Genomic DNA, 26,831 nt, shown 5'->3' on the forward strand with positions numbered 1-26,831 from the left:
GAAGTGGGGCCCGCGCAGAGCGCGGGCCCCACTTCATTCACCCTCAGTCCTCGCCGTAGAACATCCGCTGCATGTCGGGGTCGACGCCGAAGACCTCGTCGAGGTTGTCGGCGATCGCGGCGGCTACCAGCCAGGCCTGCAACTGGTCGAGGTCCCCGCAGGAGTCGATGAACTTCCGCGTCTCGGCGGTGACGGGCATCGAGCGCCGTTGCAGGACCGCGAGCAGCGACTTGCGCGCCTGCTTGAGTTGGCCCTCTTCGCGGCCTTGTTCGCGACCCTGTTCGCGCCCCTCCTTACGAAGGCTGTCGGTCCACTCCGAGTGGTATTCGAACTTGGTGGTTGCCATGATCGCCTCCAAGACTTTCGCGGACTCCTCGTTCAGCGCGGTGAAGACCACGCCGATACGGCAGCCCGCTTCCTCCTTGTCGATGGTAGCCAGTACCTGGTCGAGTGCGTTGAGGACCGCTACGCGGTCCGGTCCGTTTCCGTGGAAGATCGCCGACAGCATCGCGGTCCCGGCACTGGCGCCGGGGGCGTGGAGGTCGGTGATCGCGTGGACTTGCGCCGGCCCGATCGAGACGGGCCGGACCTGGGAGCCCGGTCCCATGCCGATCGGCTGCCGGGCCTCGGCGGCCACCTCGTCGCAATCGCTGATGACGAGCATGATCACCGGGCAGTCGTAGTCCTCGTAGAGCACCGCGACATCGGCGGCCCATTTGCGGCGGGCTTTCGCGACCAGCTTGGCCGGGTTCTGGTTGTTGCGGCGGTGCGCCTCTATCGGCACCAGGATCGGCCCGCCGTTCATGACGAGTCGAGCAACGAGATCGATCCGGCGTTCACGGGGGAAACGGCGGTTGGCGTTCTCGGAATCGGTTCGGGCTTCGGTGAGCTCCCCAGGGTCGTAGTCGATACCGGCGATCTTGAGCAGCTCCAGCGTGTCGGCCGGGTTCAAGCGTGCTACTTCGAGGATCGCCTCGTGCTGCGGTGTGATGCCGTCGCGGGCCAATAGGCCTCCTTCAGCACTCGAAAGGATGCGCTGTCAGCGCGGCTAACTCGTTCGCGTGAAGAAAGGTGACGGCAAATCCCCGAAAGATGGAGGAAGTCACATTCACGTAAGGAGCGGGCGTATCCGCGTAAACCGAAGGGCCCGATCGCTACGCGATCGGGCCCTTTCGTGTTCGTCTTCTAGAAGCGCCTGTAGGCGCCGAACTGGCGGTCTCCGGCGTCGCCCAGGCCGGGGACGATGTAGGCCTTCTCGTTCAGCTCGGGGTCGACCGCCGCGGTCGTCATCTTCATGGCGATCCCCGAGGCGTCCAGCTTCGCGATGCCGTCCGGCGCGCACAGGACGCTGATCAGGTCGATGTCGGTGCAGCCCCTGGCGGCGATCATCTCGCAGCAGCGCAGCAGCGAGCCGCCGGTGGCGACCATCGGGTCCAGCACGATCACGTGCCGCCCGGCCAGGTCGTCCGGCAGCGACTCCATGTACGCGTACGGCTCGTGCGTCTCCTCGTCCCGGGCCAGGCCCACGAACCCCATCGAGGCGTCCGGGATCATCGCCTGCGCCGCGTCGGCCATGCCGAGCCCGGCGCGCAGCACCGGGACGAGCACCGGCGGGTTCCCCAGCCGGTAGCCCTTCGCGGGGGCGACCGGGGTCCTGATCCCGTACTCGGTCACGGCCACGTCGCGCGTGGCCTCGTAGACGAGCATCATGGTGAGCTCGTGCAGGGCGGCCCGGAACCTCGGCGAGTCCGAGCGCTCGTCCCGCATGGCGGTGAGGCGCTCGGCGGCGAGCGGGTGTTCGACGATCTTGACATCCACGGTTCCCAACCTTAACGTCCAGCTCGCCGCGCTAATGTGAGCTGGTCACCACAGTCCGCATCCCGCCTGCCGGGAGTTTGGATACCATCGGGTCATGGGATCAATTTTGAGCGGCACTGAGGCCGCCTCCCTCGTCCGCGCCCTCCCCGGCGTCGACGCGGTCGGCCTCGAAGCGCGCGCGGCGGGGCTCGCCACCCGCTCGGTCAAGAAGGAGTCGAAGGCCAAGGCCATCGACCTCGCCATCAGCATGATCGACCTGACCACCCTGGAGGGCGCCGACACCCCCGGGAAGGTCCGGTCCCTCGCCGCCAAGGCCGCGCGGCCCGACGGCGACGCCCCCTCGACCGCCGCCCTCTGCGTCTACCCCTCGATGGTCCCCGCGGCCGCCGAGGCCCTCGCGGGCACCGGCGTCAAGGTCGCCTCGGTCGCCACCGGGTTCCCCGCCGGGCAGGTGCCCCTGGAGGTCCGCCTCGCCGACACCGAGGCCGCCGTGCGGGCCGGGGCCGACGAGATCGACATGGTCATCAACCGCGGCGCGTTCCTCGCCGGCGACCTCGACCTGGTCTTCCGCGAGATCAAGGCCGTCAAGGCCGCCGCGGGCGAGGCCCGGCTCAAGGTCATCCTCGAGACCGGCGAGCTCGCGACCTACGACGACGTGCGCCGCGCCTCCTGGCTCGCCATGCACGCCGGGGCCGACTTCATCAAGACCTCCACCGGCAAAGTGGGCGTCAACGCGACCCTCCCGGTCACCCTGCTCATGATGCAGGCCGTGCGCGACTACCGGGCCGCCACGGGCGTCCAGGTCGGCGTCAAGCCCGCCGGCGGCATCCGCAACACCAAGGACGCCATCAAGTACCTGGTGTGCGTCAACGAGGTCCTCGGCGACGACTGGCTGTCGAACGAGTGGTTCCGCTTCGGCGCCTCCAGCCTCCTCAACGACCTGCTCATGCAGCGCCAGAAGCTCAAGACCGGCCACTACTCCGGCCCCGACTACGTGACGGTGGACTAGATGTTCGAGTACGCGCCCGCGCCCGAGTCGGTGCGGCCCCAGATCAAAGAGCACTACGGCCTGTTCATCGACGGGGAGTTCGTCGACGGGCAAGCCGACTTCAAGTCGGTGGACCCGTCCACCGAGGAGTCCCTGTTCACGGTGGCCGAGGCCGGAGAGGCCGACGTCGCGAAGGCCGTCGCCGCCGCCCGCCGCGCCCACGAGACCGTGTGGGGCCCCATGAGCGGCGCCGAGCGCGGCAAGTACCTCTTCCGGATCGCCCGGCTCCTCCAGGAGCGGGCCCGCGAGTTCGCCGTCGCCGAGTCCCTCGACAACGGCAAGCCCATCAAGGAGACCCGCGACTTCGACGTCCCGACCGCGGCGCAGCACTTCTTCTACCACGCCGGATGGGCCGACAAGCTCGCCTACGCGGGCCTGGGGCCGGACCCGCGGCCGCTGGGCGTGGTGGGCCAGGTCATCCCGTGGAACTTCCCGCTGCTCATGCTGGCGTGGAAGATCGCGCCCGCGCTCGCGTGCGGGAACACGGTGGTGCTCAAGCCCGCCGAGACCACGCCGCTGACCGCGCTCATGTTCGCCGAGCTGTGCCAGGAGGCCGACCTGCCCCCGGGCGTGGTCAACATCCTGCCCGGCGCCGGGGCCACCGGCGCGGCGCTCGTCGACGCCGCCGTGGACAAGGTCGCGTTCACCGGCTCCACCGCCGTGGGCCGCGCCATCGCGAAGGCCGTCGCGGGCTCGAAGAAGAAGGTCACCCTGGAGCTGGGCGGCAAGGCCGCCAACATCGTCTTCGACGACGCCGCGATCGACCAGGCCGTCGAGGGGATCGTCAACGGGATCTTCTTCAACCAGGGGCACGTGTGCTGCGCCGGTTCGCGCCTGCTCGTGCAGGAGTCGGTGGCCGGCGAGGTCCTGGAGCGGCTCAAGGCCCGCGTCGCCACGCTGCGCGTGGGCGACCCGCTGGACAAGAACACCGACATCGGCGCGATCAACTCCGCCGAGCAGCTCGAGCGCATCACCGCGCTGGCGAAGGCCGGCGAGGAGGAGGGCGCCGACGCCTGGCAGCCCGCCTGCGACCTGCCCGAGCGCGGGTTCTGGTTCCGCCCCACCGTGTTCACCGGCGTGCAGCAGTCCATGCGGATCGCCCAGGAGGAGATCTTCGGGCCGGTGCTGTCGGTGCTGACCTTCCGCACGCCCGACGAGGCGATCGCGAAGGCCAACAACACCCCGTACGGCCTGTCGGCGGGGGTGTGGACCGAGAAGGGCTCCAAGATCCTGTGGGCGGCCGAGCGGCTGCGCGCGGGCGTGGTCTGGGCCAACACGTTCAACCAGTTCGACGCCGCCAGCCCGTTCGGCGGCCTGAAGGAGTCCGGTTACGGCCGCGAGGGCGGCCGCCAGGGACTGGAGGCCTACCTCGATGTCTGACCGTCTGCGCGTCAACAAGACCTACAAGCTGTACGTGGGCGGGAAGTTCCCCCGTTCGGAGTCCGGAAGGAGCTACCCGGTGAGCAGCCCCGACGCCACCGTGCTGGCGAACGCCGCCATGGCCAGCCGCAAGGACGCCCGCGACGCCGTGGCCGCCGCCCGCAAGGCGCAGCGGCCGTGGGCGGGGCAGACCGCGTACCTGCGCGGGCAGATCCTGTACCGGGCCGCCGAGATGCTCGAAGGCAGGGCGGGGCAGTTCGCCGAGGAGGTCGCCGAGGCCACCGGCGCCGAACCCCATGAGGCCCTGGGGACCGTGGAGGCGGCGATCGACCGGCTCGTGCACTACGCGGGCTGGACCGACAAGTACGCGTCGGTGCTCGGCGGGGCCAACCCGGTCGCCGGGCCGTACTTCAACCACACCAAGCCCGAGCCGCTCGGCGTCGTCGCGGTCGTCGCGCCGCAGGACGACCCGTTCCTGGGCCTGGTCGAGGCCCTCGCGCCGGCGATCGCGACCGGGAACACCGTCGTGGTCCTCGCGAGCGAGTCGAAGCCGCTGCCCGCGTTGAGCTTCGGGGAGGTGCTCGCCACCTCGGACCTGCCCGGCGGGGTAGTGAACCTGTTGAGCGGCAAGGTCGCCGAGGTCGCGCCGCACCTGGCGTCCCACGCGGACGTCAACGGGCTCGACCTGGGCGGCGTCGGCGACGCCGCGCTCGCCGCGGAGCTGGAGGCCGCCGCGGCCGGGACGCTGAAGGTCGTGCGCCGCCCCGGCCGGGCCGGCGCCTCGCTCGACCTGCTGCGGCAGTGGACCGAGTACAAGACCGTGTGGCACCCGGCCGGGATGGCCGCCGCCGCGGGCGGGGCGTACTAGCGGGGAAAGGGGCCGCATCGCGGCCCTTTTCCGTATTCCATTGAGAAAAGCGCATACCGGTTGCGACGCCGCATGCGGCGTGGTCGTAGGCTGTTCCCCAGCTAGACGACTCTATGTTGACGACTGCGGGAGGGACGCGACATGGCGGCCGAATCCAACGCCTCGGAGCGCAGCGCCGAGACCGACAAGCTCTGGAACGAGACCGGGGTGGACCCGGTGGAGCTCCACCTGGGCAAGGACTCCGGCTTCACCCTGCGCGCCTACCGGATGTCGGACACCCTGCCGGGCCCGAAGAACGCCCAGGAGTCCGAGGACGCCGAGGCGGAGGCCGTGGCGAAGGAGGAGGACGCCCCCGTGGAGGACGCGGAGGGCCGCCCCGACATCGCCGACGACGCCGAGGACGAAGACGCCCCCGAGCCCGACGCGGCCGACTTCGAGGACGACGAGGAGCCCGCGGCCGAGGCCGAGGAGGACGCCCTCGACGCCGAGCCCGAGGAGGTCCCGGTCTTCTTGACCCGCAAGGGGAAGCTGCTGGTCTTCCGGGAGGCGGAGGCGCTCGTCGCGTACGTCAGGGAGCACGACGACCACGACCTCGCGGCGATCGAGGAGTACGCCGAGCTCCAGGAGCGCCTGAGCGCCGACGACGTCGTCTGTGACGAAGCCGACACCTACGAGCTGGACCTGGTCGTGGCGAACCTGCGCGGCGGGCACGACACCTGGGAGCCCGAGCTGCTCATCAAGGCCGCCGAGGTCGGCCGCGACCTCGGCTACGCGCTCAAGAACGACTCGATCGTCGGCTCCCTCGCCTCCGGGTCCCCGCTCGACGACCTCGACGAGGCCTTCCGCGTCGTCGTCGAGGGCGGCCTGCGCGGGAAGCTCGCGAAGCGGCGGCTGCGCAAGAACGACGCCCAGCAGGCGGCGATCGCCTGGCGCGGCGTCATCGCGAAGGTCAACGACCATGTGGAATGGCGCGGATAGGACCGGACCCCATCGGCCGAACAGCCCATTCCGACTCGTACGCCCAGATCGATTCCCGGTGCCGCCGCACTGTAGTCGCGGCGGCACCACTGCGTTATTCCAATGTGGAATCCCCAGGTCAGGGCGGACTGGGAATTGACGCAAATGCCTGTTATGACCTTCCCGCCCTTCATGAACCCGCACTGGCTGTCCGGTTGCAGAACCGAGTATTCTGCGGAAAACTGATAACGGACTGGTAAAAACGGGCCGGGCGCAAGCCTCGCCGACAGGGAACGGCGCCCGGGCGGGCGCGCCCTACGAGAGGAGCTCCGCGGGTGCAAGTGTTCTGCGGCATCACCATCGACCAGCAGGTAGCGGGAGCCGGGCACGGCGACACGACCTGCGCGGTCGCCCTCGTCGCGGCCGGCGGCGGACTCATCGCCACCGACACCTTCGGCGACGATCCGCGCGGCTGGGTCCGCTTCAACGGGCTCCTCGCCAGATCGGCCCCCGGCCAGTCCGTCTCGGTGGCCGTCGACGCCGACGTCGTCCAGCTGGCCGAGTACGCCGCCGCCGCCGGGCAGCTCGTCGTCCGCGCCCCCGGCCGCACCTCGCGCTCCAAGGACGCGCTCGACGACGCCATCGCGATCGCCCGCGGCCTGGCCACCGGCGAGGTCTCGGGCCAGCCGTTCGCCGCGCGCCCTGAGATCAACGCTCTGCGCCCCATCCTGGACACGGTGGCCTCGGCCGCCAGGGCCCGCCACGACGCGTCAGAGGCGCTCACGTGCCTCCTGCGCGCGGTCTTCCCCGCGGCCCTGGCCGCCTGGGACGACCCGAGCGAGGCCAACGCCGTCGCGATCCTCACCCGGCTCCCCCAGCCCGGCGCGCTCCAGTCGATCTCGACCGAGGAGCTGGCCGCCGACCTGGCGACCGTGGCCGACCCCGGCCAGGTCGCGGCGATGGCCGGCGCGCTCACCGAGGCGATCCGCGAGATCGGCGGCGGGGACGACCCGTCCGTCGCCCCGTCCGTCTCGGCCACCGCCGAGGCGGTCTCGGCCTGGGACCGCTCGCTCGAGGGCCTCATCGGCCTCCTCCAGGCCAAGCGCCCCCGCCTCGACGCGCCCGCGCCCGCCGCGGCGCAGGAGCCGACCGAGGAGCGCACCTCCCCGCGCCGCCGCCGCGGCCAGGACACGCACACCACCGTCCGCCTCCCGGGCGACCTGCCGGACCGCCAGAGCCTGCGGGCCCTCGACCCGGCCTCGCAGCTCCACTCGCTGGTCCAGGCCGACCTCGAGGCGACCCAGGTGCTCCCGCCGGAGCCCCAGGAGCGCCAGACGGTCGACGGCGACCACCACACGCAGTCGATCCGGCGCCGCCGCCGCGCCGAGCCCGCCGAGCTCCCCCAGAACCAAGACGTCTTCCAGCCCAAGGAGCCGTACAAGCCCGACCCGGAGCCGCGCCGCCACCCGTGGCAGCCGAAGGAGGACGTCCGCATGGTGGACGTCGCGAGCCTCATGGACGACGACGGGCTGCTGATCATGGGCCAGGCCCGCAGCGCCTGGTTCAAGCGGCCCGAGAGCGAGGAGCCCGAGTCGGAGTCGTGGAACCTCCCCGGCGACGAGGGCTGGCGCACCGCCCGCACCGTCAACGAGACCCCTGCGACCGAGGAGCCGACCACCCCGACCGGCCTGCCGCGCCGCAAGCCCCAGGCGAACCTGGTGCCCGGCGCCGTGGTCGCCGACGAGCGCGACCGCTTCGACGAGCCGATCGAGCGCGACCCGGAGCTGCTGGCGCAGAACACCGCCGGTTACTTCAAGGGCTGGGGCCGCGCGCGCGGCGCGCGTCCCGGCACGGCCTCCCGGACGGAGAGGATGGCCGCCCGATGAGCGCCAACCTCGGCGTCTACGAGCGCTCCCTGAGCATGCTGCTCGGCTCGCTCGTGGCGCGCACCCCCGGCCTGTCGCACGCGGTCCTCGTCAGCGTCGACGGCCTGCCGCTGGCGGTCTCGGCAGGACTCCCGAAGGAGCGCGCGGACCAGCTGGCGGGCATCGGATCGGGCCTGCTCTCCATGGGCGAGGGCGCGGGCCGGTCGATGGACCACGGGCCGACCCAGCAGGTCATCGTGGAGATGGCCGAGGGCGTGCTCCTGGCCGCCCCGGTGGGCCCGCAGATCTGCCTGACGCTGCTGGCGGTGTCGCAGTGCGACCGCGAGCAGCTCGGCTACGAGCTGGGCCAGTTCACGATGCAGGTGGGGCCGCTGCTCAACGAGGCCCTGACGAACACGGGGTCGATCCCGAAGGTCGTCTTAACGACGCCGTCGCGCAAGGGCTCCGGGGCTCCCGCCTCGGGGCCCTTCACGCGTCGGGGGTGAGTTCGGCGCGGTAGCGCGCCAGCTCCCGGCCGGACGCGGCCGGGACCATCGCGATGCGGGCCATGGCGTCCCGGGCGACGGGCCGGTCTGCGCGCAGGTCGACCGCCATCGTCGCGGACGCCCCGCCGAGTTCGACGGCGGTGTCCGCGCCGGTGAGCACCGCCGGAGGCGGCGGTGCGGCGATGTCGACGCGGTGCGCGCCCGGCGCGAGCCGGTACTCGTTGACCCCCCACGCGGCCGGGACCGGTTCGCCGTCCACGGTGACCAGCGGGGCGTCGACCCACGGGCGGGCCTCGGGCGGGTACGCCTCCCCGAAGCGCTTCACGCGCGCCGCGGCCGCCTCCGCCTCGCGGGCGGGGTCGGGCCCGGGCGCGAAGGCCGAGCGGCGCAGGCGCCTGGGGTACTCCTCGCCGATGCGCGAGCGCATGTCGATCGGCGGCGCCTCGGGCACGTCCCGGGGCTGCGGCGACCGGACGAAGGTGAGGCCCAGCCGCAGCACCGCCATGCCGTCCGAACCCGCCGGCGCGGCCGTGTCGTGCGGGTCGATCAGGCGCCAGGAGCCGCCCGGGAACGGCTGCGGCGCATGGAGGGCCGCGGGGAGCGATCCGAGGCGGCGCTCGGCGCGGGCGACCGCGAGGCGCTGGAGGAGCCTCACGGCCCAGTGGCCCAGGACCGCACACACGACGCCGATCGCCAGGGCCGCGAGCAGTCCGAGGGCCGTCGGCGGGTCGAGCGGGGCCATGAGGGCCGCGCCGAGGACGACCCCGGCGACGAGCGCGAGGGCGGTGACGGGCACGTCGACCAGGTAGCCGATCCGGCGCGGCACCGCTCCCGTCGCGGTCATGGGGAACTGGCGCAGGAACGCCGCGCCGCGGAGCGAGGCGTCCGCGCGCTGCGGCACGAAGGACGAGACCGCGGCGTGGCCGCCCGGGCGCATCCGGACCGGGTGGTACCCGGCCGAGGCCCCCGCCTGGACCTGCACGAGGTGGTCCCCCGCCTCCAGGGTGACCAGGCCCCGGCCGAAACCGGTCGCGACCGGCTCGCCGTCGACGAGGACCACCGGCGTGAACGGCCGCGTGTCGTCGTGCTCGCCGATCGGGCCGAGCAGGTCGGACTCGAGGACCAGGAGGCCGCCGCCCTGCGGTGGCCGCGGCCCCGGACCGCCGCCGACGCGGACCGGCCGCGACCCGTACCGCAGGCGAAAGCGCCTGCGGCGCTTGGCGTAGTAGGCCTCGGAGAGCACCGGCCGGGTCGGGCGCCCGAGCGGGTGCGCCGCGATCTCGTACGGCGCCGCGCGGACGCCGCCGAGCGCGCGGATCCACGCCCAGTTCACTGGAAGGCCTGCTGGGCCACCCTGGTGCCGTTGACGATCGCGTTCTTGTGGGTCTTGAGGAAGTCGAGGACCGGGCGGATCTTCTCGAGGATCTCGGCGATGACGCCGACGACCTTCGCGGCGCCCTCGGCGATCCGCAGGACCTTCGCGATCGAGTTGAGCGCCTTCATGACCAGGGAAGCGACGCGGGCGATGCCGCTGGCGATCGCGGTGGCCACGGTGGCGCCGAAGGTGGCGATCCCGGCCGCGACCTGCGGGAGCAGGTTCGTGATCATCCACGAGACGCCCTTGGCGATGAGGTCGACGATGTCCTGCCGCAGCAGCTTCGCGAGGTCGGCCATCTGGAGCAGCAGCGCGTTCATGCCGATCGCCACGAACCCCATCACGGACACCGACCGGCCGAGCTCGTCGACGCGGGTGCGCGCGGCGTCGCCGTCCTCGCCGACCCAGGCCGCCAGCTCGGCGGCGCCGGTCGCGGAGATGTACTCGCCGGTCTGCTGGGCGCCCTCGGAGACCTTCACCCACATCTCGGCGGACTTGCGCATCCGGGTCTCGTTGCCCGAGACGACGCCGACCAGGTCCTCCAGGGGCTGGAACAGCTGGATGAGGAAGTCGATGACGGTGCCCGCCAGCCACTGCACGGGGTCGAACTTGGGGTCGGTGACGTGCTCGACGAAGGCCGCGTAGTCCTGGGCCATGTCCATGACCGAGGTGACGTCGCCGGCGAGGCCGGTGACGGCGGTGGCGATGCCGTCCCAGTCGCTGAGGCCCTCGATCTTGGAGAAGTTCTTGTACGTGTTGAGGCCCGCCGTGACCGGCGCGGTGGCGCTCTGGAGCATGTTCATGCCGCTGTTGGAGTGCTGGGAGCGGGCGTTGTAGAGGAGGTTCCCGTCCGCGTCGCGGCCGCTGACGCGGACGTCGGTGCCGACGGCGTCCCCGGCGCGGTTCTGGTGGGTGTCGCTCCCCGAGCCCGCCAGGCGCTGGTTCGCCCACTGGTGGAGCCCGGAGTGGGCGTCGTCGGAGGCGACGCCTCGGGAGCCCTTGCCGCTCACCGCGTCGTAGGCCTCCTGGGCCCCGGGGGTCCAGTCGTTGACGCCGGGCTGCTGCGGGAGGGCGCCGTCGTTCCAGGTGGGCTCCTGGACCTCGTCGGACATCAGTTGCCGCCCTTCATCTCGGAGCCGATCCGCTCCAGTGCGGCGGCGATCTCGGCGTCGTTGTCCTCGTGGTCGGCGGCGCACTCCTCGAGGCGCGAGCTCAGGCCCTCGACGGCTTCGGCGGCGTCCTTGAGCGCGGGGTGGAAGACCATCTCGCTGACGCCGAAGTACAGGCCGGCGAAGGGGATGCCGCCGAGGCCCCAGGTCCACCAGTCGGGGTCGGCCTCGTGGGCGTAGTCGGCGAGGGCGTCGACCTCGCCGGTGGTCTCGCGGAGCGCGGCGGCGGCGCGGCGCAGCTGCTCGGCGTCGACGTCGATCCAGGGCATGTCGGGTCTCCGTTCGGGGGCGGGCGGCCGGGCCGCCGGGGGCGCTTCGACCGTGCCCGCCGGGCTTCGCCGGCCCGGGCGGGCACGGTGACGAGCTTATGACACCGCTGCCAGCGCGGTCGGGAGCGCCGGGGGGTCGGACAGGCGGCGGGGTGCAGACGGTTCGGTTGAGTGCGACGCGGGAGGGCCCGGTCCGGTGTTCGGTGAACGCGCGGGGGCGAGGAGGTCGTTGTGGATCGGAGTGGCGATGAAAGCGCTCTGGCCGGGGCGGGTCGCGGTCAGAGCGGGCAGCGAGGGAGGAGTCCTCTCAGCCGGGGTGGGGATGTCGGATTCGGAGTGCGCGGGTGGTGGAGGTCAAGGCGGGCGGCGACGGAGGGGTGGGTGGATGCCGGGGCGGAGTGGCGGGCGTCGGGCCGCGGTGGTCGGAGTGGATGGTGGCGGGGCCGCGGTGGTCGGCGCGGACGGCGTCGGGGTCGCGGTCGGCCTCGCGCCGTAGCACCCCTGACTAAAGTTATGCCTGTTCAGGCAGGTTTTCATACCTTCGACCGATGACAGTCCGGAGTCAACCTGTCACCATTGATACAGCGTGAAAGAACGACAACCAGGCAAGTATTCGAGCACAGTGGAAAGGAGGCCAGGTCCCAATGAACACCTGCACCACCACCCCGGACGCCCCCTCCCTTATCGGCACCGCCGACCGGGCCGCTCAGGCCCGGGAACTGCGCGCCACCCTCGATACAGCGGCCGCCGGTATCAATGCCTTCCACGCCCAGGTGCTTTCCACAGTCATTGCGATGAAAGAACGGAACCTCCACCGCTCGGCCTTCGGGTTCTCGGCGCTGCGGGACTTGTTGCTGTCGCAGTTCGACTTCACGTTCAACACCGCCGGAGCGATCGCGGCGATCGCACGCCTGTCGGGCAAGTTCCGGATCCTCACCAAAGCAGCAGTCTCGGGGGAAGCCCGGATCGATCAGGTCGCCTACGCCGTCCGCCAACTCGACCAGACCCCGGCGATGCGCCTGTTCGCCCGCACCCCCTTCCGCGAAGCAGTCCCCTCCCCCTTCGACCCCGCCGTGGAGTGCGCGACTCCTGAGGCGATGGTGGCCCAGTACTGCCAGCACGCCCCCTTCAACGACCTCCAGCATCACCTCGAGGGGCTGTGGGCGGCCATCGCCGCAGAAACCGAACTGCTGGATGCGCTCGGGGAGCAGTCGTTGCAGCGCCTCGACCTGGTCGAGACCGGGAACGGCATGTGGCACCTCGAAGCCGAACTCACCGCCACCACCGGCAGGCTCCTCGACAAATACCTCAAGACCGCCTGCCCACCACCCCGCCAAGACGAGACCGACACTGACGGGGTCCTGCCCCCGCAAGCCAACCGCCACGCCGAAGCCCTGCACCAGCTCCTCGCCGGATACGGCGCCTCACCCGAAGCCGCCACCCGGCACGGACACACCGCGACCCTGAACCTGACCGTGGACATCGCGACCTTGCGCGGGGAGGACACCGGGCGGGTGCCCCTGCTGGACGGCGACCCGATCTCGCTCGCCCAGGCCCGGCTCCTGGCCTGCGAAGCCCTGACCATCCCCAGCGTGTTCAACTACGCCACCGGCGAAGCGGTCGAACTCGGCCGCGCCCTACGCCTCCCGAATGCCGCTCTGCGTAGGAAACTCGAGCTTGAACAGCCCGGAGGGTGTGTTTGGCACGGCTGCTCCCGGCCCGTCGCCTGGACCGAAGCCCACCACATCATCCACTGGGCCGACGGCGGCCCCACCAACGCCGCCAACCTGATCCTGGTGTGCCGGTTCCACCACGGCCGCCTCCACACCGAAGGCTGGACCGTCACCAAGACCGGCCCCGGCCAGGCGGTCATCACCCACCACGACCACCACACCAGCAGCGGCACTGGCACTGGCGCTGGCACTCACGGTCGCCGCGGGGGTGACGATGCCGGGTGCGGGTGTGCGGACTGGCGCACCGACGCCGACATGGACACCGAGCATCAGAGTTCGGGCTGGGATCTGTTCCCCACCGGCCTCTACCGGACCGAATGGTCCGAGACGTTGCAACCGGACCTCGACGGCCACGCCGCCATCATCGAAAGCGAACGCGCCCAAGCCGCCATGCGTGAAGCCCGCGCCAAAGCACGAGCACGATTCACCACCGGCAGCGCCAGCAGCGCCGACCGCAGCGATCACAGCCAACACGCCCCGGCCGCCACGCCGACGCCACCGGCCGCACCGACAGCCGAAGCCGAAGCATCATCACCAAAAGCGCCCGCCCTCGCGGGAACAGCCACCACGGCCAGGACGATCAAGACGGTCAGGCCAGTGACCCCAGCCGGGCCGGTCGGGCCCATCGACTACGGCGAACCACCGTTCTTACCCCGCCCCAGCAGGCGACTGCTGGGGGACACGAGGCCACACCACACCACTAGGCCCGCAGCCCGAACCCCCACGGGGCCGGGCCCCCCAGCATGCCCACACCCCGAAGACCGTCACCCCACCCCACCCCGACCATGACCCCACCCCGTCATCAACGCCCGCCCTCACCGCAACCCTCCACCACCCTGAAGCCGAAGTCCCCCAAGGAGGCAACCACCTCGTTGTCGCCGCCCGCCCTGACTCCGAGCCCCCACCAGCCTCGAACCCGAACACCCGCCCCGAGAAACAGCCACCCCTCCATCGCCGCCCGCCCTCACCTCACGTGCCTCCACACTCCGAAGCCGAAGTCCCCGCCTGATGCACGATCGTCCCGCTGTCGCCGCCGGTCCTGACCATGAGCATCCGCCGTCTGGAGGCCGAAGACCGACCTCAGGAAGCGACCACCTCTTGTCGCCGTCCGCCCTGGCCTCTCGCACCGGCCGCCCCGAGGTGCAAGTGCCCCGCTCGGGAGGGAACCGCCCCTTCACCGCGTCCGCGTCCGCGTCGGGTTCGAGCGAGCACTGCCCCCGGTTGGGAACCCGAACCCAGTACCTCGGCGAAGACTCTCAAGCGCTGAGTTCGGCGACGGTCCGATGGTCCTTCGGGAAGAGCGATCCGATCAGGAGCCGGTCGAGCCCTGGCAGGTTCATGGCACGGAACCCCCAGCGCCGCAGCAGGAGCTTGACCGCCGAGGTCGGCAGGAACCATTCGGTGACCCGGTCCCGGGCCGCCTCCTGCACCCCGCTCACGACCGGATGCCAGCGCGCCTCGTAGTCGGCGACGCCTTCGGCGACCGAGGAGGCCTGGGAAAGGCGCTCGGCCAGGATGAACGCGCCCGCGACGCCGAGCGAAGCGCCTTGGCCGGCTATCAGCGAGACCGCATAGGCGGCGTCGCCGACCAGGACCACCCGTCCGTCGTGCCACCGCGGCATGTCGATCTGGGCGACCTGGTCGTAGTAGACCTGGTCGGGCGGCGGGCACAGCTCCAAGGCGCGGTCGGCCAGGGCGCCCATGCCCGAGTACTCGCGGCAGAGGGCGGCGCGCGGGTCGGCGGGCAGGACCGGGTCGGTGGTGCGGTGCACGGTGAAGACCGCCACGCGGTCGCCGCCGATGCCGTAGAAGCCCATCTGGCGGTTCAGGGTCTCGGTGAGCACGAACCGTCCGCGGACCCGTTCGGCCGTCTCGCGGTCGGTGAAGGTGAACGCGCCGGTGTGCATGCCGAGGAAGCGCAGGTAGTCCTCCTCAGGGCCGAATGCGAGCGCTCGGACGCGGGAGTGGATGCCGTCGGCGCCCACGATGAGGTCGGCTTCGATGGCGGTGCCGTCGGAGAGCACGGTCTTGTCGCCGTCGATCCGGTCGATGGTGGTGCTGTAGCGGAGGTCCACTTCAGGGGCGAGCGACTCGCGCAGCAGGCGTTCGAGCTCGGGCCGCATGAGGCTGGCGATCTGGCCGCCCAGGGCCTTGGCGAACAGGTCGTAGTCGACGCGCACCGTGACGCGGTCGTGGCCGTCGACGTAGCGCATTTCGCTGACGGACCCGGCGGCCCGGTGCAGCGCCGACCGCAGGCCCATCGCGGTCAGGGCCTCGTAGCCGGGCCCGAAGAAGTCGATCATGTAGCCCTGGGTGCGGGGGCCGGGCGCGTGGTCGATGAGGTGCACGTTCCATCCGTGGTGGTGAAGGCGGTTCGCGAGGGCGAGGCCGGCGATGCCCGCACCGCAGATGACGGTTTCCATTCGTGTGTTCCTTCCCTTCAGGCTTCGACGACTCGCCGCAGGAGCGGCGCGATGCGGACGGCGGAGAGGTTCGGATCGAGGCCCTTGTGAAGCAGGAACCCGTCGATCACGGCCAGGATGAAGGCCGCGGCGTCATCCGGGGCGGGGTGGCCCGCGCGGTCGAGCGCCGCGGCGAGAACGCCGCGGAAGTCGAGCATGAGCGCCTGCATGCGCTCGTGCAGGAGCACGTCTCGGGTGGCGGCGAGGTACGCCTCGATGAACAGCAGCGACGTCGGATCGTCCCCGGTATGACCGTCGAGTCCGGACAGCACCGCGTCGATGCCCTCGGCGGGGTCCTCGGCGGCGGCGAGAAAGGCGGCGGTGCCGCCGAGCATGTCGCCCATCGCCTCGAGAACGGCTTGGCGCAGCAGCGCCTGGAGGGACTCGAAATGGTAGTGGACGAGTCCGGGACGGACGCCGGCGCGTTCGGCCAGAATGCGAGTGCTGACGGCGTTCCAGCCGATCTCGCCGATGAGGTCCCGGGCGGCGGCCAGCAGTCGTTCCCGCGCCACCCGGCCGCGTTCGATGTTGGTCGGCGCCGCCATCACCACTCCTTGGTCAATCGTATTGGACAATTGACCAAATATAGCTCGCGTCGACTCGCATGCCATCCGTGCGCGTCCGGCGGCGAGGCTTCCGGGTCGGCGCTGCGGCCCCCAGGGCACGCGAAGGGGCCCGAGGAATCATCCTCGGGCCCCTTCGCATGGTCCAGGTGGTTCGGGTCAGCCTAGACGGTCAGCGTCCGGTTGTGGGCACTTAGTGGACGCCGACGGTGCGGGTGCGGCGCATCGACAGCACGTACTCGACGAGCTTGATGAGCACCTGCTTGGTGGACTCCCGGTTGCGCGCGTCGGTGTACATCACGGGGACGTCGTGCGAGATCTGGAGCGCGTCGCGGATGTCGTTGAGCTCGTGGAGCTGCTTGCCGTCGAAGCAGTTCACCGCCACCAGGTAGGGAAGCTTGCGGTGCTCGAAGAAGTCGATCACCGAGAAGCAGTCGGCGAGACGGCGGGTGTCGACCAGGACGATGGCGCCGATCGCGCCGCGCACCAGCTCGTCCCACATGAACCAGAAGCGGGTCTGGCCCGGCGTGCCGAACAGGTACAGGATGAGGTCCTGGTCGATGGTGATACGACCGAAGTCCATCGCCACCGTGGTCGTCGCCTTGTCGGGCACCAGGTTGTTGTCGTCGACGCCCTCGGAGGCGGAGGTCATGATCGCCTCGGTCGTCAACGGGGTGATCTCGGAGACCGATCCGACCAAGGTCGTCTTGCCGACGCCGAAGCCTCCGGCGATGACGATCTTGGCAGAGGTCACACGAGAGGTGTCTGCGGGTGAGTTCATTAGGGTCTATAGCCTCCTGAGTCCACTGAGGACGCGCTCAAGGAGCTCGGTTCCGACCGACTCGTCGGCGCCGTCCGCGTCGAAGCCGGTGGGTTCGTGCACTGCCAGCAGTCCGTCGGCCGCCATGTCGGCGACCAGCACGCGGGCGACGCCGAGGGGCACCTCCATGCGCGCGGCGATCTCGGCGAGGGACTGGAGCCGACCGCCGCACAGGTCGACGATCACCTTCTGCTCCCTGCCGCCGAGGAACTGCCCGGACCTGCCTCGGGCGGTGGTCTCCACCAGCGCTTCGAGGGCGATCTCCAATTGGGGCCGCGTGCGGCCGCGCGTGACCGCGTACGGTCTGACGAGTGAGCCGGTCGGCTCATCACCACCGAGGACCATTGTTACCTCCAACCGCGGCTCGCAGATCCCACAATCGTTGTGCCGCAGTCTTGTCAGTTATCCATGTACCGAGTGCCAGGGGAGGCACCGGCCCGTCGCCTGGGGATGCGACGGAGGGGTAGGTTGTTCAGTTCGTCCCACTCTCGCAGCGCTGCGCTCGAATGGAGCCTACCGTGCCGCACGCCCGCGCGCCAAACGCGCACCGGCGGCGGTGCGGATCAGCTTCGGGCCGAAGGCGTCAACGCCTGGCCGACCCGGTCGACCAGGAGGGCCATCTCGTAGCCGACCTGGCCCACGTCGCAGTTCTTCGACGCCAGCACCGCGAACGAGGAGCCGTCGCTGATGGACATGAGGAACAGGAATCCACGGTCCATCTCGACCACCGTCTGGAGGACGGCGCCGCCCTCGAAGCAGCGGGACGCGCCCTGGGTCAGGCTCACCAGACCCGAGGTCACCGCCGACAGCTGGTCGGCCCGGTCCCTGGGGAGGTCCCGGGAGGACGCCAGCAGCAGACCGTCGGCGCTGACCGCCACGGCGTGCGCCACTCCCGGCACGCGTTCGGCGAAGCCGGCAAGCAGCCAGCCCAGGTCCTGGACCGAGGTTCCACCAGTGCTCATCGTTTGCGCTCCTTAGTAGCGTCTGCCGTGTTGCGGTTCAGCGACTCAGTTACCGTCATTGCCACGTCCTCGCTGCACCCCACGGTGATAGGCCGACAGCAGGCCCCGAATGCCCTCGGGGTTGCGCTTCTGCGCGCTGACGGTCTCCTGTGATTCCTCCACTGCGCCGGGAACCAGGCGGTCCATCGGCTTGCGCTTGGGGAGCCCCACCGAGGTCGTCTCGTCGACGACCGTGTCGGCGAAGGCGTTGTCGACCCGCGACCAGCCGTCGTCGGCGGCCGTGCGCCAGGCGTAGGAGCCGGACTCGGTCTCGGAGGCGGTGTTGAGGCGGCGTCGTTCCAGGCCAGAGGCCGCCGGCGACTCGTCGGCGGGCGTGGTCTGCATGGTCGGGCCTTCCGTGGGCTGCGGAGGGGAGGGCGGCGTCGCGTCCCAAGCCGTGGCGGTGGACTCGTCCGCACCTGATTGGTCAGCGTAACGCGGCGCCGAGGTCTCCGCCACCTCCGAGCGCGCACGGGGGGCCGGCCGCGGGGACGGGGCGGCGGGGGCCGCCTCGGCGGCGGCGCCGGAGGCCGGGGCCTCGTCCTCGACGGGCTTGGGCGCGGGCGTCACGGCCTTGAACCAGGCCGACTCGACCTCGCGGAAGATCGGCAGCTCCGTCGTCGCGTCCAGGGCCGACACGCGGTCCTTGCGGCGGGACTGGCGGGGCGCCTCGGTCCCGGCGGGGCCGGCGGCCACGTCGGGCCACGACGGCGGGACCGGCTCCGGCTCGGGGGTCCACGCCTCCAGCTGGATCTTCGGCAGGGCCACGTGCTCGGAGGAGACGATCTCCCCGGTCACCTCCATGACCTTGCCGTTGGCCTTGCGCTCGTCGGTGTTGCCGCCGGGGCGGAACATGAAGCCCGGCTCCTCGTCGGCCTGCGCCGGCTGCTGCGGCGGGACCTGCTGGCGGTGCAGCTGGTGCTCGCCCGTCAGCGGCTCGACCGGGTCGGGCTGCATCGGGGGCCGCGAGGGCATCGGCGGGGCGCTCGGCTGCCACGCGGGGGGCGTGGGCTGCGGCGGGGGCGGCGACTGCCGGTCGGCGGGCGGCATGTCGAACAGGCCCGCGGGGCTCTCGGGGACCCGCGGCAGGGCGCCGGTGGACTCCATGCCGGAGAGCAGCTCGCCGCGGGGGGCGCCGCCCTGGAGGGCGGCGGTCTCGCCGCCGTCGTAGGAGCCGCCCTCGAGCGGGACGCCGGAGCGCAGGCCGCGCTCGGGGAGCCGGGGCTCGGTCAGGACCGCGTCGCCCAGGATGACCTCGGCGACGGTGCCGCGGTGCTCGCCGGGGCGCAGCTCCACGCGCACGTCGTGGCGGTTGGCGAGGCGGGCGACCACGACCAGGCCCATCATGCGCGAGGACGCGAGGTCGATGGCGTCGGCCGACTCCGACAGCTGGCGGTTGATGTCGTCCAGCTGCGCGGGCGGCATGCCGATGCCGATGTCGTTGATGCGGACCCGGATCGCGCCCAGGGGGCTGTCGGCGGTGCGCATCTGCTCGGCCTCGACCAGGACCGGGGACTCCGGCGGGGAGAAGGCGGTCGCGTTGTCCATGAGCTCGGCGATGAGGTGCACGAGGTCGTTGACGGCGGCGGGGCGGATCTCCCGCTCGGCCTCCAGGTTCCCGAACTCGATGCGGGTGTACTGCTCGACCTCGGACTGGGCGGCCTGGAGGATGTCGCCGATCGGCGCGGGGTAGCGCTCCTGGCGGGTGGAGTCCGCGCCGGCGAGCACCAGGAGGTTCTCGTCGTTGCGGCGCATGCGGGTCGCCAGGTGGTCGAGCTGGAACAGCTCGGCCAGGCGGTCGGGGTTCTCCTCGCCGCGCTCCAGGTGGTCGAGGTGGCCGATGAGCCGGTCGACGAGGTTCTGGGAGCGGCGGGCGAGGTTGATGAACATCTGGGAGACGTTGGCGCGCAGGGCGGCCTGCTCGGCCGCGATGCGGATCGCCTCGGTGTGGACGATGTTGAACGAGTGGGCCACGTTCCCGATCTCGTCGCGCTGGTCGATGTCGATGACCGCGCCCGTGTCCGCCGCGACCTCGTCGGGCGTCCGGTTGCCGATGGTCTCGGCGTCGCGCATCTGGGCCACCGCCTGCGGCAGGCTGACGTGCGCGACGTCGAGCGCGCCCTCGCGCAGGCGCCGCAGGCCGGTCGCCATGTTGCGGGCGATGAGCAGGGCGATCACGGTCGCGATGACGAACGCCGCGAGGATGAGCACGGCTTCGAGCAGCAGCTGGAAGATCTGCGCGTCGCGGTCGCTGCGGGCGTCGTCGAGGACCTGCTCGGACTCGCTGGTGATGTAGTCCAGGCCGTTGTCGAGGATCGCGTTGTAGGAGTCGATGATCTCGGCGTTGACCGTCAGCGGCTTGTCGGTGCCGGCGGTGATCGCCGCGTTCTCGAACGTCAGCGCGGCCTCGGCCTCCTCGGTGTTGAGGCCGCCCGGGCTGAAGAAGAACGCGAGCTGCTCGTCGCGGTCGGCCACGGTCTTGAACTGGTCCTCGGCCGACTCGCGCAGCGAGGCGTAGGCGATGAAGTTCTGCCAGCGGGTGTTGTTGATGAAGTTCCGGTCGTTGCCGACGTTGATGGCGATCGAGCGCTCCTCCTCGAGGGTCTCGAGGATGGTGGTGGCGGCGGCGATGGCCTGGAGGTTCCTGGCGATGTCGGGGTCGTTGACGATGCGCGAGGAGATGTCGGTGATGGTCACCAGCTCGGCGACGAGCCGCTGGTACACGCGGGAGGTCGCGTCGACGGAGGTGCCGCCGGGGTTGTCGGCCGCGTTCTGGCGGATCTGGTTGAGGCTGTCGTACTGGGTGCGGACGGCGTCGATGCGGTTGTCGATGTCGTCGGAGAGCGACGGGAGCTGGTCGGCCTTGGCGTTGAAGTCGCTCAGGGCCTGGTCGGTCTCGGCCTGCTGGCCGGCCACCGCGGTCTCGTCGTAGAGGGACTTGTCGATGCCCTCGACGTGGTCCTTGTCCAGCCTCAGGTTCGTGACGACCAGCGAACGCTCCTTCTGGAGGTTGTACCGCAGGTCGGCGGTCACCGCGTTGAACTCCACGAGGCTCACCATGTCGGTGGACTCGAACACGCGGTCGGCCAGGTCGTAGAGGCGGAGGCTCGCGACGGCCACCAGCACCACGAGCGGCACCAGGAGGATCAGTCCCAGCTTTGACCGGATTCGCATGTCGGCGATGCGGGGCAGGCCGAGCGGTCCTCGTCGAGCCGCTGAACCCGTACGGTTCGAGCTGCGCTTGCTCACCTTGTCTAGCCTCCTGGGGTGGTCCTCTGTGTCAGACCGATGGGCCCGTGCCGGGCCGGGCTCGGTCGCGGGCCGACGGCGCGCGCCGGCTGCCGTCCGGCCGCCGGGGCGACGGGGGGCGGCATGTGAAGCCCAGCAGATTCCATCATGACGAAAGTGGGCCGCGAAATCCAGGGGCGTACTGGAGTACTGAACACGGGTCCGTATGGCTCCCTGTTACGGGGCGAACCTCAAGAAATGCTGATGTTTCGGACACATGCATACATGGTATTCGCCCATTCGGGCAAGAAGTCAGACCACTCGGACGGCCACGCCCACACCACACGGCCGATCGCGGGCACTGAACGCCGTCGGCACGAAAAGCGCCCTTGGACACACGCTCGGTGACGACCGTTTCGCCGGCTTAGTCCCGTGACCCAGGGCCACCTCGCGAACACGAACGGGGGACGGATCGGCCGTACGCTCCGCGGACTCCCGCGGAACTCGCACATGCTGTGCGACGGCCCGGGGCCTCCACTGCGGCACCGTTGACCCACAACGCCTCCAGGAGGTAGCCCCATGGACCTGCTCGCCGTCACGCTCGAGCACCGACACTTCACTTACGGCTGGCTCAATCCGGTGATGGGCCTCGCCTTCGCCGCGGCCGGGTCGTTCCTCGGCCTGTCCGCCTCCCGCTTCGCCCGCGCCGCCACCGCCGCGGGGGCGCGGTTCCGCTGGATCATGCTGGCCGCCTTGGCCATCGGCGGAATCGGCATCTGGATGATGCACTTCGTCGCGATGATCGGCTTCACCGTCACGGGTACCGACATCGCGTACGACCCCGAGCTCACCGCCGCCTCGTTCGCACTGGCGGTACTGGCGGTCGGCCTCGGACTGTTCGCCTCCGGCGGCGAGCGCGCCGGCTGGCCGCGCCTGGTCCTCGGCGGACTGGTGTGCGGCGCGGGCGTGGTCGGGATGCACTACACCGGGATGGCCGCGGTCGCGACCGGAGGCCGGGTCGTCTACGACCCGGCCCTGGTCGCGGCCTCGGCCGCCGTCGCGGTGGTCGCCTCCACGGTGGCCCTGCGGTTCACCGCCGTGGTCTCGCGGCGCGGCGGCATGGCCCTGGCCTCCGCGGTCATGAGCCTCGCGGTGGTGGGCATGCACTACACCGGCATGGCCGCCGTCCGGGTCGAGGGCCCGCAGACCGCCGGCGTCGCGGGCATCAGCCCGCTGGTGCTCCTGCTGCCGATCCTCGTCCTCGCCCTCCTCGCGATCGTCGGCATGGTGTTCGGGGTGCTGGCGTCGCCTTCGCTCGACCATGTCCCCGACGAGCGAAATGACCGTCCTAGTGCAACTGTCCGTCTTGCGGATGCCGCCGGACAGTAGTCGTATAAGTTTCGAATCGCGCAGATCACCATCGCGCGACATTCCGGATACGGGCCAGAGCCCGGGGAGGAAGACCAAGGGTGGAACACGTCAGTCACTTCACGTACGGCTGGATCAATCCCATCATGGCCTTCGGATTCGCCTTCGCGGGTTCGATCCTGGCGCTCATGTGCATGACCCAGGCGCGCAGGCAGGACGGGACGGTCAAGGCCTCCCGCAAACGCGTGCAGTGGATCGCCCTCGCGGCGTTCGCCTTGGGCGGCACCGCGATCTGGATGATGCACTTCACCGCCATGATCGGGTTCAAGGTCGTCGAGTCCGACATCGCCTACGACCCGCTGAAGACCTTCCTCAGCCTCGTGGCCTCGATCGGCGCCGTGTTCTTCGGCCTGCTCGTCGCGGGCACGGGCAGCAGGGGCACCGTCGGGAAGATCCTCATCGCCGGGCCGCTGACCGGCATCGGCGTGGTCATCATGCACTACTCGGGCATGGCGGCCATCAACGTCTCGGGGCACATCACCCACGAGCGCAACTACTTCATCGCCTCCGTGGTCATCGCCGTGGTCGCCGCGACCGCCGCGCTGTTCTGCGGGATGTACCTCGACGGCTGGCGCTGGCAGACCGCCGCCGCGGTCATCATGGGCATCGCGGTGTGCAGCATGCACTACACGGGCATGGCGGGCGTGCGGGTCACCGTCTACGACGAGGGCCGCAACGCCGTCTCGGGGATCGACCCGATCATGCTCATCCTGCCGATCCTCGGGGTCGCGACCATCGGCATCATCGTGCTGCTGTTCGCGCTCATGGGGGCGCAGCCGAAGGTGGTCACCAAGCGCGACCAGCTCGGGATCGAGGTGCGGGACGAGGAGGCGCTGCCGACGGCGACCGGCGCGATCCCGGTGGACCGCATGCGGAACCAGCGCCCCCGGCCGGGCGCGGGCAGGGTCCGCAACCGCACCCAGCGCGCGCCGGGGTATGTTCCGGATCAGCGCACGGCCCCCATCGCCGCACCGGTGGGCAGCCACGACGGCCCGGCGGTCGTCCCCGACCGCCCGGGTTCGCGCTCGCAGCGCTCGTTCCAGCAGGCGGACCTGGGCAAGAGCGCCGAGCACTTCGACGCCACGCGGCACAGTCCGCGCCAGTAACCGCACTTCAAGCAGCGCGAACGGCCTCCGCCCGATGGGCGGGGGCCGTTCCCGTCCCATGCCTTATATATAGGGTCCGTCACGCACCGCAGCGCGAAGCGCGCTCCAGGAGCGGGCGGGTCCGATCCGGATTCACCGCGGCCGCCCTTCTCTCCTTGCACTGCAAGGAGAACGCGTGCGACAAGCAAGCCGACCTCCCTCGCTGTGAGTGATCGATCTTGCACCCGTCGGGCATCACCGGGCCTTGAGCTGGGCTGGTTTCGCTGTACCACATGCGCGGTGACAATCCGTTAGCATGAAGAAGCCGTGCTAAACCAGCCCAAAATGATCTTCCCGAGAAGGACCCCTCTATGGCCCAGCGCGTTCTCGACCCTGCCTACCTCGAGGCGTTCCGCGATGAACTCGTCGCCCGCCTCAACTTCGTCACCCGACTGACCGAGAAGTTGCAGACCGGCAACGAGCTGGGCGTCGAGCCCGGGTTCGGCCTCCTCGACTCCTCACAGCAGGCCCGCGCCGACTACTCGCTGGCGCACGAGGAGATCTGGAACAACCTCCAGAAGCTCCGGGCCGACCTGTACGGCGCGGTCGTCACGATCAACGAATCCCTCGGCCTGCACACGGACGCCGAAGAGCTGAACATCGTCGAGATGACCGAGACCAGCTCCGACATCTAGAACAGGACTTGACACCTCTCATGAAGCACACGCTCTGCAAGACCTTCGCCGCGACCGGCGCCGCCGCGCTCCTCCTGGCGGGCTGCAACTCCGGCGGCGACACCGACGACGCCTCGAACGACACCGGCGGCGAGGACCCCGTCTACGCCGCGATGTCCACCTGGAACGCCTGCGAGGTGCTGGACGACCTCCAGCCGATCACCGACGAGATGGGCATAGCCGGCTGGGGCGGGGCCACCGCCGAAGGCGGGGCACCCGGCGACTCCGAACTCGGCAACACCCTCGACCCCGAGGCCATCGGATGCAACGGCCTCATCAACCTCGGCGAGAACGAGGGCATGGGCGGTGGCGGCGAAGTCCAGGTCAAGATCATCCCGACCGCGAACGAGGAACAGGCCGCCGCCGCCTACGAGGACCGGGTCGCCTCGGCCGAGACCGAGTCGGCCCAGTGGACCGACACGCAGTCGGAGGAGTTCGCCGACCCCTGGGACCAGGGCACCCTGGTCTCCTGGACCGGCGACACCGAGCAGCCGCACGTCGAGGTCGTCGCGCGCGACGGCCAGTGGGTCGCCCACATCGTCGTCTACCACACGCAGGACTTCGGACTCCGCGGCGGCGATGAGCCCTCGCTCGCGTTCACCACCGGGGAACTCAACCGGTGGTTCGTGGACACCTATCTGCCGCAGGTGAACCAGACCGTCAACGACGAGATAGCGGAGGTGCGGTAGCCATGGGCGATGAGATCCGGTTCGCCGGGGAGGCCTATTCGGGCATGGAGGGGTCGGAGGCGATCGACGGCCAGCAGACCGCCGCCGACGGCGCCTTCCTCAACGGCGACCCCTGTCCCAACGGCAGCTGCACCAACACCTCGACCGAGGCGGAGACGGCCTGGATCAAGCTGGTCTCGGCGATACCGGTCGCCGATCAGGTCCGGAGCTTCAAATGCGTGGCGGCCGGGATCGCCGCCCCCACGCCGGAGGAGGTCCAGTCGCTGGTCACCCAGGTCAGACCCGCGGACGATCCCGACCAGTACGCGCTCCGCACGATCTCCGAGAAGTGGCTCATGCTCGGGTTCGACTTCGCGGAGAACGACGGCGAGGCGGTGGCGAAGATCCTGAGGAATCGGCTCACCGAGCTCTCCAACGGCTGGCAGGGCACCGACTTCGACGCGTTCGCCGAGCAGATGGAGCAGGTCTTCGTCAACTGCGAGCAGCTCGCCGCGGACATCGGCGACACCGCGAGCGGCATCGCCGGACTCCTCGAGCAGAAGGCCTCGGAGATCTACGCCCTCCAGGGCGGCGACTCGCATGAGCTCCCCTACCCCGCCCCGCAGTACTGGGTCGAGGACGAGGGCGACATCTTCTCCGACCCCACGGTCCACACCCGGGTGCCGTTCCACTCGGGCGAGTGCGAGATCGCCTCGGGCTGCGCGTGGGACGGCGAGGACGACGCCGCGAAGGAGGCGATGGAACTGGGCGGGTTCAACGGCGAATACGCCGACGAGCTGAACCAGTACGTCACCGACCAGACCGAGTACCACCTCACCCGCCTCAAGGCCGACAACCCCGACACGCCCGAGGAGGAGCTGCGCGTCCAGGCGGCCGACCTCGCCGAGCAGGACGGCAACACACGGGCCAAAGAGGACTACGACTCCAGTTCGCAGGATTACGAGGCTCGGGCCCGCGAGCAGAACGACACGGTGCTGGCCCGCTGGCAGGACGCCGAGGTCTCGACTACGGAGTTCACGCCGACCGTGGAGCCCTCCGGGGAGACGACGTTCCGCGAGTCGGCGGGCGAGCTCGACGGGTCGGGGTACTCGCCGGTCTCCGGCGGCGACTTCAACGCCTCTCCGACCAGCTCGGGCACGACCGGCCTGAACCCTCCCGCCTCGACCTCGTCGTTCAGCGGCGGCAGCGGCCTCTCCACCTCCACCACCAGCGGGGCGAACCCCTGGGAGTCCACCGGCGGTGGCGATGACGACCTCTCGGGCGGTCTCGCGAGCGGCGGCGGCCTCGGCGCCGGCGGCATGACCGGTGCCGGCGCGGGAGGCGGTCTCGGCGGTGGCGCCGGGGCCGGAGGCGCCGGGATGGGTGGTGCGGGCCTGTTCGGTCCGGCCGTCGCGGGCGGCATGGGTTCGGGCGCGGGCGGCGGTCGCGGCGCGGGTTCGGGCCTGGGCAAGGGCCAGGGCCTGTTCGGCAAGACCGCGGGCGCCGGGACCGGTGCGCGCGGCGGGGCCGGGATGATGGGCGCGGGCGGCGGCCGCGGGGCCGGTGCCGGTGCCGAGGACGAGGAGGGCCGCGACACCTGGCTCACCGAGGACGAGGACGTCTGGGGCACCGCCCGCTTCAACGACGACGACGATCCCCTCGCATAGGGCCTGTCGAGCGGCTGCGCCGATTCGGCGCGGCCGCTCGCGCCCTGCGTGTTCGGCGGTCCGCACCCGACCGCCGGCCCGTGATCCCGTGCCCGCCCGGCTCCGTCGCAAACTCACGCGGGGCGGGCACGTCCCACCCTGAAGCGGCGGAACGCGGTCCGCCGCAGCGGGAAAGACGAAGCGCGGG

Annotated in this window: 23 protein-coding genes; 12 read left to right on the forward strand and 11 right to left on the reverse strand. The window is 70.9% G+C overall.

Annotated elements, in window-relative coordinates:
* Window positions 1-43: 43 nt before the first annotated feature.
* Both LO763_RS09155 and upp read right to left on the reverse strand, forming a co-directional pair.
* Entirely contained in the window at window positions 44-1,006 is a 963-nt protein-coding gene (locus LO763_RS09155; protein WP_230601664.1) for an RpnC/YadD family protein, read from the reverse strand.
* A 179-nt stretch (window positions 1,007-1,185) separates the two neighbouring features.
* On the reverse strand, window positions 1,186-1,818 hold the full coding sequence (gene upp / locus LO763_RS09160; protein ID WP_230601665.1) for a uracil phosphoribosyltransferase: 633 nt from the start codon (window positions 1,816-1,818) through the stop codon (window positions 1,186-1,188).
* A gap of 94 nt (window positions 1,819-1,912) precedes the next feature.
* Between upp and deoC the strand changes: the two genes are divergently transcribed.
* The 6 genes from deoC (at window position 1,913) to LO763_RS09190 (ending at window position 8,442) form a co-directional block, all read left to right on the forward strand.
* Window positions 1,913-2,827, forward strand: coding sequence for a deoxyribose-phosphate aldolase (gene deoC, locus LO763_RS09165; protein WP_230601666.1), 915 nt, complete (start codon window positions 1,913-1,915; stop codon window positions 2,825-2,827).
* Entirely contained in the window at window positions 2,828-4,246 is a 1,419-nt protein-coding gene (locus LO763_RS09170) for an aldehyde dehydrogenase family protein (RefSeq protein WP_230601667.1), read from the forward strand.
* Window positions 4,239-5,114, forward strand: coding sequence for an aldehyde dehydrogenase family protein (locus LO763_RS09175; RefSeq protein WP_230601668.1), 876 nt, complete (start codon window positions 4,239-4,241; stop codon window positions 5,112-5,114). Before LO763_RS09170 ends, LO763_RS09175 begins: the two co-directional genes overlap by 8 nt.
* A 141-nt stretch (window positions 5,115-5,255) precedes the next feature.
* On the forward strand, window positions 5,256-6,092 hold the full coding sequence (locus LO763_RS09180; protein ID WP_230601669.1) for a SatS C-terminal domain-containing protein: 837 nt from the start codon (window positions 5,256-5,258) through the stop codon (window positions 6,090-6,092).
* Window positions 6,093-6,406: 314 nt separating this feature from the next.
* The gene (locus LO763_RS09185; protein ID WP_230601670.1) at window positions 6,407-7,957 is read left to right on the forward strand and encodes a hypothetical protein; all 1,551 of its coding nucleotides are present in this window, start codon (window positions 6,407-6,409) and stop codon (window positions 7,955-7,957) included.
* The gene (locus LO763_RS09190) at window positions 7,954-8,442 is read left to right on the forward strand and encodes a roadblock/LC7 domain-containing protein (RefSeq protein WP_230601671.1); all 489 of its coding nucleotides are present in this window, start codon (window positions 7,954-7,956) and stop codon (window positions 8,440-8,442) included. Before LO763_RS09185 ends, LO763_RS09190 begins: the two co-directional genes overlap by 4 nt.
* Here LO763_RS09190 and LO763_RS09195 read toward each other — a convergent pair.
* From LO763_RS09195 to LO763_RS09205, 3 genes are read right to left on the reverse strand one after another with little or no spacing between them, the layout of a single operon-like run.
* Entirely contained in the window at window positions 8,426-9,775 is a 1,350-nt protein-coding gene (locus LO763_RS09195) for a hypothetical protein (protein WP_230601672.1), read from the reverse strand. The genes LO763_RS09190 and LO763_RS09195 overlap by 17 nt on opposite strands.
* On the reverse strand, window positions 9,772-10,929 hold the full coding sequence (locus LO763_RS09200) for a hypothetical protein (RefSeq protein WP_230601673.1): 1,158 nt from the start codon (window positions 10,927-10,929) through the stop codon (window positions 9,772-9,774). The genes LO763_RS09195 and LO763_RS09200 overlap by 4 nt, the downstream gene beginning before the upstream one ends.
* A complete protein-coding gene (locus LO763_RS09205; protein ID WP_230601674.1) occupies window positions 10,929-11,255 on the reverse strand; it encodes a type VII secretion target in 327 nt (108 codons plus the stop codon). Before LO763_RS09205 ends, LO763_RS09200 begins: the two co-directional genes overlap by 1 nt.
* A gap of 644 nt (window positions 11,256-11,899) precedes the next feature.
* On the opposite strand from LO763_RS09205, the gene LO763_RS09210 reads away from it, so the two are divergent.
* A complete protein-coding gene (locus tag LO763_RS09210) occupies window positions 11,900-13,777 on the forward strand; it encodes an HNH endonuclease signature motif containing protein (RefSeq protein WP_230601675.1) in 1,878 nt (625 codons plus the stop codon).
* Window positions 13,778-14,244: 467 nt separating this feature from the next.
* Here the strand turns inward: LO763_RS09210 and LO763_RS09215 are convergent, their stop codons facing one another.
* The 6 genes from LO763_RS09215 to LO763_RS09240 form a co-directional block, all read right to left on the reverse strand.
* Window positions 14,245-15,411, reverse strand: coding sequence for an FAD-dependent monooxygenase (locus tag LO763_RS09215; RefSeq protein ID WP_230601676.1), 1,167 nt, complete (start codon window positions 15,409-15,411; stop codon window positions 14,245-14,247).
* A gap of 17 nt (window positions 15,412-15,428) precedes the next feature.
* A complete protein-coding gene (locus LO763_RS09220) occupies window positions 15,429-15,995 on the reverse strand; it encodes a TetR/AcrR family transcriptional regulator (protein ID WP_230601677.1) in 567 nt (188 codons plus the stop codon).
* Window positions 15,996-16,206: 211 nt separating this feature from the next.
* Entirely contained in the window at window positions 16,207-16,794 is a 588-nt protein-coding gene (locus LO763_RS09225; RefSeq protein ID WP_255672043.1) for a GTP-binding protein, read from the reverse strand.
* Between the two features lie 6 nt (window positions 16,795-16,800).
* Window positions 16,801-17,178 carry a DUF742 domain-containing protein gene (locus LO763_RS09230; RefSeq protein WP_125249874.1) on the reverse strand — a complete coding sequence of 126 codons (378 nt, stop codon included), beginning with the start codon at window positions 17,176-17,178 and terminating at the stop codon, window positions 16,801-16,803.
* A gap of 218 nt (window positions 17,179-17,396) precedes the next feature.
* Window positions 17,397-17,795: a roadblock/LC7 domain-containing protein gene (locus LO763_RS09235; RefSeq protein ID WP_030161947.1), complete on the reverse strand. Its 399-nt coding sequence runs from the start codon at window positions 17,793-17,795 to the stop codon at window positions 17,397-17,399.
* A 45-nt stretch (window positions 17,796-17,840) separates the two neighbouring features.
* The gene (locus LO763_RS09240; RefSeq protein WP_230601679.1) at window positions 17,841-21,008 is read right to left on the reverse strand and encodes a sensor histidine kinase; all 3,168 of its coding nucleotides are present in this window, start codon (window positions 21,006-21,008) and stop codon (window positions 17,841-17,843) included.
* 633 nt (window positions 21,009-21,641) lie between these two features.
* Between LO763_RS09240 and LO763_RS09245 the strand changes: the two genes are divergently transcribed.
* The 5 genes from LO763_RS09245 to LO763_RS09265 all read left to right on the forward strand — a co-directional run bounded on the left by LO763_RS09245 (window position 21,642) and on the right by LO763_RS09265 (window position 26,644).
* Window positions 21,642-22,451: an MHYT domain-containing protein gene (locus LO763_RS09245; RefSeq protein WP_230601680.1), complete on the forward strand. Its 810-nt coding sequence runs from the start codon at window positions 21,642-21,644 to the stop codon at window positions 22,449-22,451.
* A gap of 80 nt (window positions 22,452-22,531) precedes the next feature.
* The gene (locus LO763_RS09250) at window positions 22,532-23,596 is read left to right on the forward strand and encodes an MHYT domain-containing protein (RefSeq protein WP_230601681.1); all 1,065 of its coding nucleotides are present in this window, start codon (window positions 22,532-22,534) and stop codon (window positions 23,594-23,596) included.
* Window positions 23,597-23,946: 350 nt separating this feature from the next.
* Window positions 23,947-24,270, forward strand: a complete 324-nt coding sequence (locus LO763_RS09255; protein ID WP_230601682.1) for a hypothetical protein — start codon at window positions 23,947-23,949, stop codon at window positions 24,268-24,270.
* 20 nt (window positions 24,271-24,290) lie between these two features.
* Window positions 24,291-24,998 (forward strand): hypothetical protein, encoded by a 708-nt coding sequence (locus tag LO763_RS09260; protein ID WP_230601683.1) that lies wholly within the window; start codon window positions 24,291-24,293, stop codon window positions 24,996-24,998.
* Window positions 24,999-25,000: 2 nt separating this feature from the next.
* The gene (locus LO763_RS09265; protein ID WP_230601684.1) at window positions 25,001-26,644 is read left to right on the forward strand and encodes a WXG100 family type VII secretion target; all 1,644 of its coding nucleotides are present in this window, start codon (window positions 25,001-25,003) and stop codon (window positions 26,642-26,644) included.
* Window positions 26,645-26,831: the final 187 nt, after the last annotated feature.

The organism is Glycomyces amatae, from assembly GCF_020991375.1.
GTDB lineage: Bacteria > Actinomycetota > Actinomycetes > Mycobacteriales > Micromonosporaceae > Glycomyces > Glycomyces amatae.

Coding starts and splice junctions, on each gene's coding strand:
- deoC (WP_230601666.1), top strand. CDS start 1,913: ATGGGATCAATTTTGAGCGGCACTGAGGCCGCCTCCCTCGTCCGCGCC.
- LO763_RS09170 (WP_230601667.1), top strand. CDS start 2,828: ATGTTCGAGTACGCGCCCGCGCCCGAGTCGGTGCGGCCCCAGATCAAA.
- LO763_RS09220 (WP_230601677.1), bottom strand. CDS start 15,995: ATGGCGGCGCCGACCAACATCGAACGCGGCCGGGTGGCGCGGGAACGA.
- LO763_RS09245 (WP_230601680.1), top strand. CDS start 21,642: ATGGACCTGCTCGCCGTCACGCTCGAGCACCGACACTTCACTTACGGC.
- LO763_RS09190 (WP_230601671.1), top strand. CDS start 7,954: ATGAGCGCCAACCTCGGCGTCTACGAGCGCTCCCTGAGCATGCTGCTC.
- LO763_RS09265 (WP_230601684.1), top strand. CDS start 25,001: ATGGGCGATGAGATCCGGTTCGCCGGGGAGGCCTATTCGGGCATGGAG.
- LO763_RS09260 (WP_230601683.1), top strand. CDS start 24,291: ATGAAGCACACGCTCTGCAAGACCTTCGCCGCGACCGGCGCCGCCGCG.
- LO763_RS09175 (WP_230601668.1), top strand. CDS start 4,239: ATGTCTGACCGTCTGCGCGTCAACAAGACCTACAAGCTGTACGTGGGC.
- LO763_RS09235 (WP_030161947.1), bottom strand. CDS start 17,795: ATGAGCACTGGTGGAACCTCGGTCCAGGACCTGGGCTGGCTGCTTGCC.
- LO763_RS09180 (WP_230601669.1), top strand. CDS start 5,256: ATGGCGGCCGAATCCAACGCCTCGGAGCGCAGCGCCGAGACCGACAAG.
- LO763_RS09210 (WP_230601675.1), top strand. CDS start 11,900: ATGAACACCTGCACCACCACCCCGGACGCCCCCTCCCTTATCGGCACC.
- LO763_RS09225 (WP_255672043.1), bottom strand. CDS start 16,794: ATGAACTCACCCGCAGACACCTCTCGTGTGACCTCTGCCAAGATCGTC.
- LO763_RS09255 (WP_230601682.1), top strand. CDS start 23,947: ATGGCCCAGCGCGTTCTCGACCCTGCCTACCTCGAGGCGTTCCGCGAT.
- LO763_RS09205 (WP_230601674.1), bottom strand. CDS start 11,255: ATGCCCTGGATCGACGTCGACGCCGAGCAGCTGCGCCGCGCCGCCGCC.
- LO763_RS09230 (WP_125249874.1), bottom strand. CDS start 17,178: ATGGTCCTCGGTGGTGATGAGCCGACCGGCTCACTCGTCAGACCGTAC.
- LO763_RS09200 (WP_230601673.1), bottom strand. CDS start 10,929: ATGTCCGACGAGGTCCAGGAGCCCACCTGGAACGACGGCGCCCTCCCG.
- LO763_RS09215 (WP_230601676.1), bottom strand. CDS start 15,411: ATGGAAACCGTCATCTGCGGTGCGGGCATCGCCGGCCTCGCCCTCGCG.
- LO763_RS09240 (WP_230601679.1), bottom strand. CDS start 21,008: ATGCGAATCCGGTCAAAGCTGGGACTGATCCTCCTGGTGCCGCTCGTG.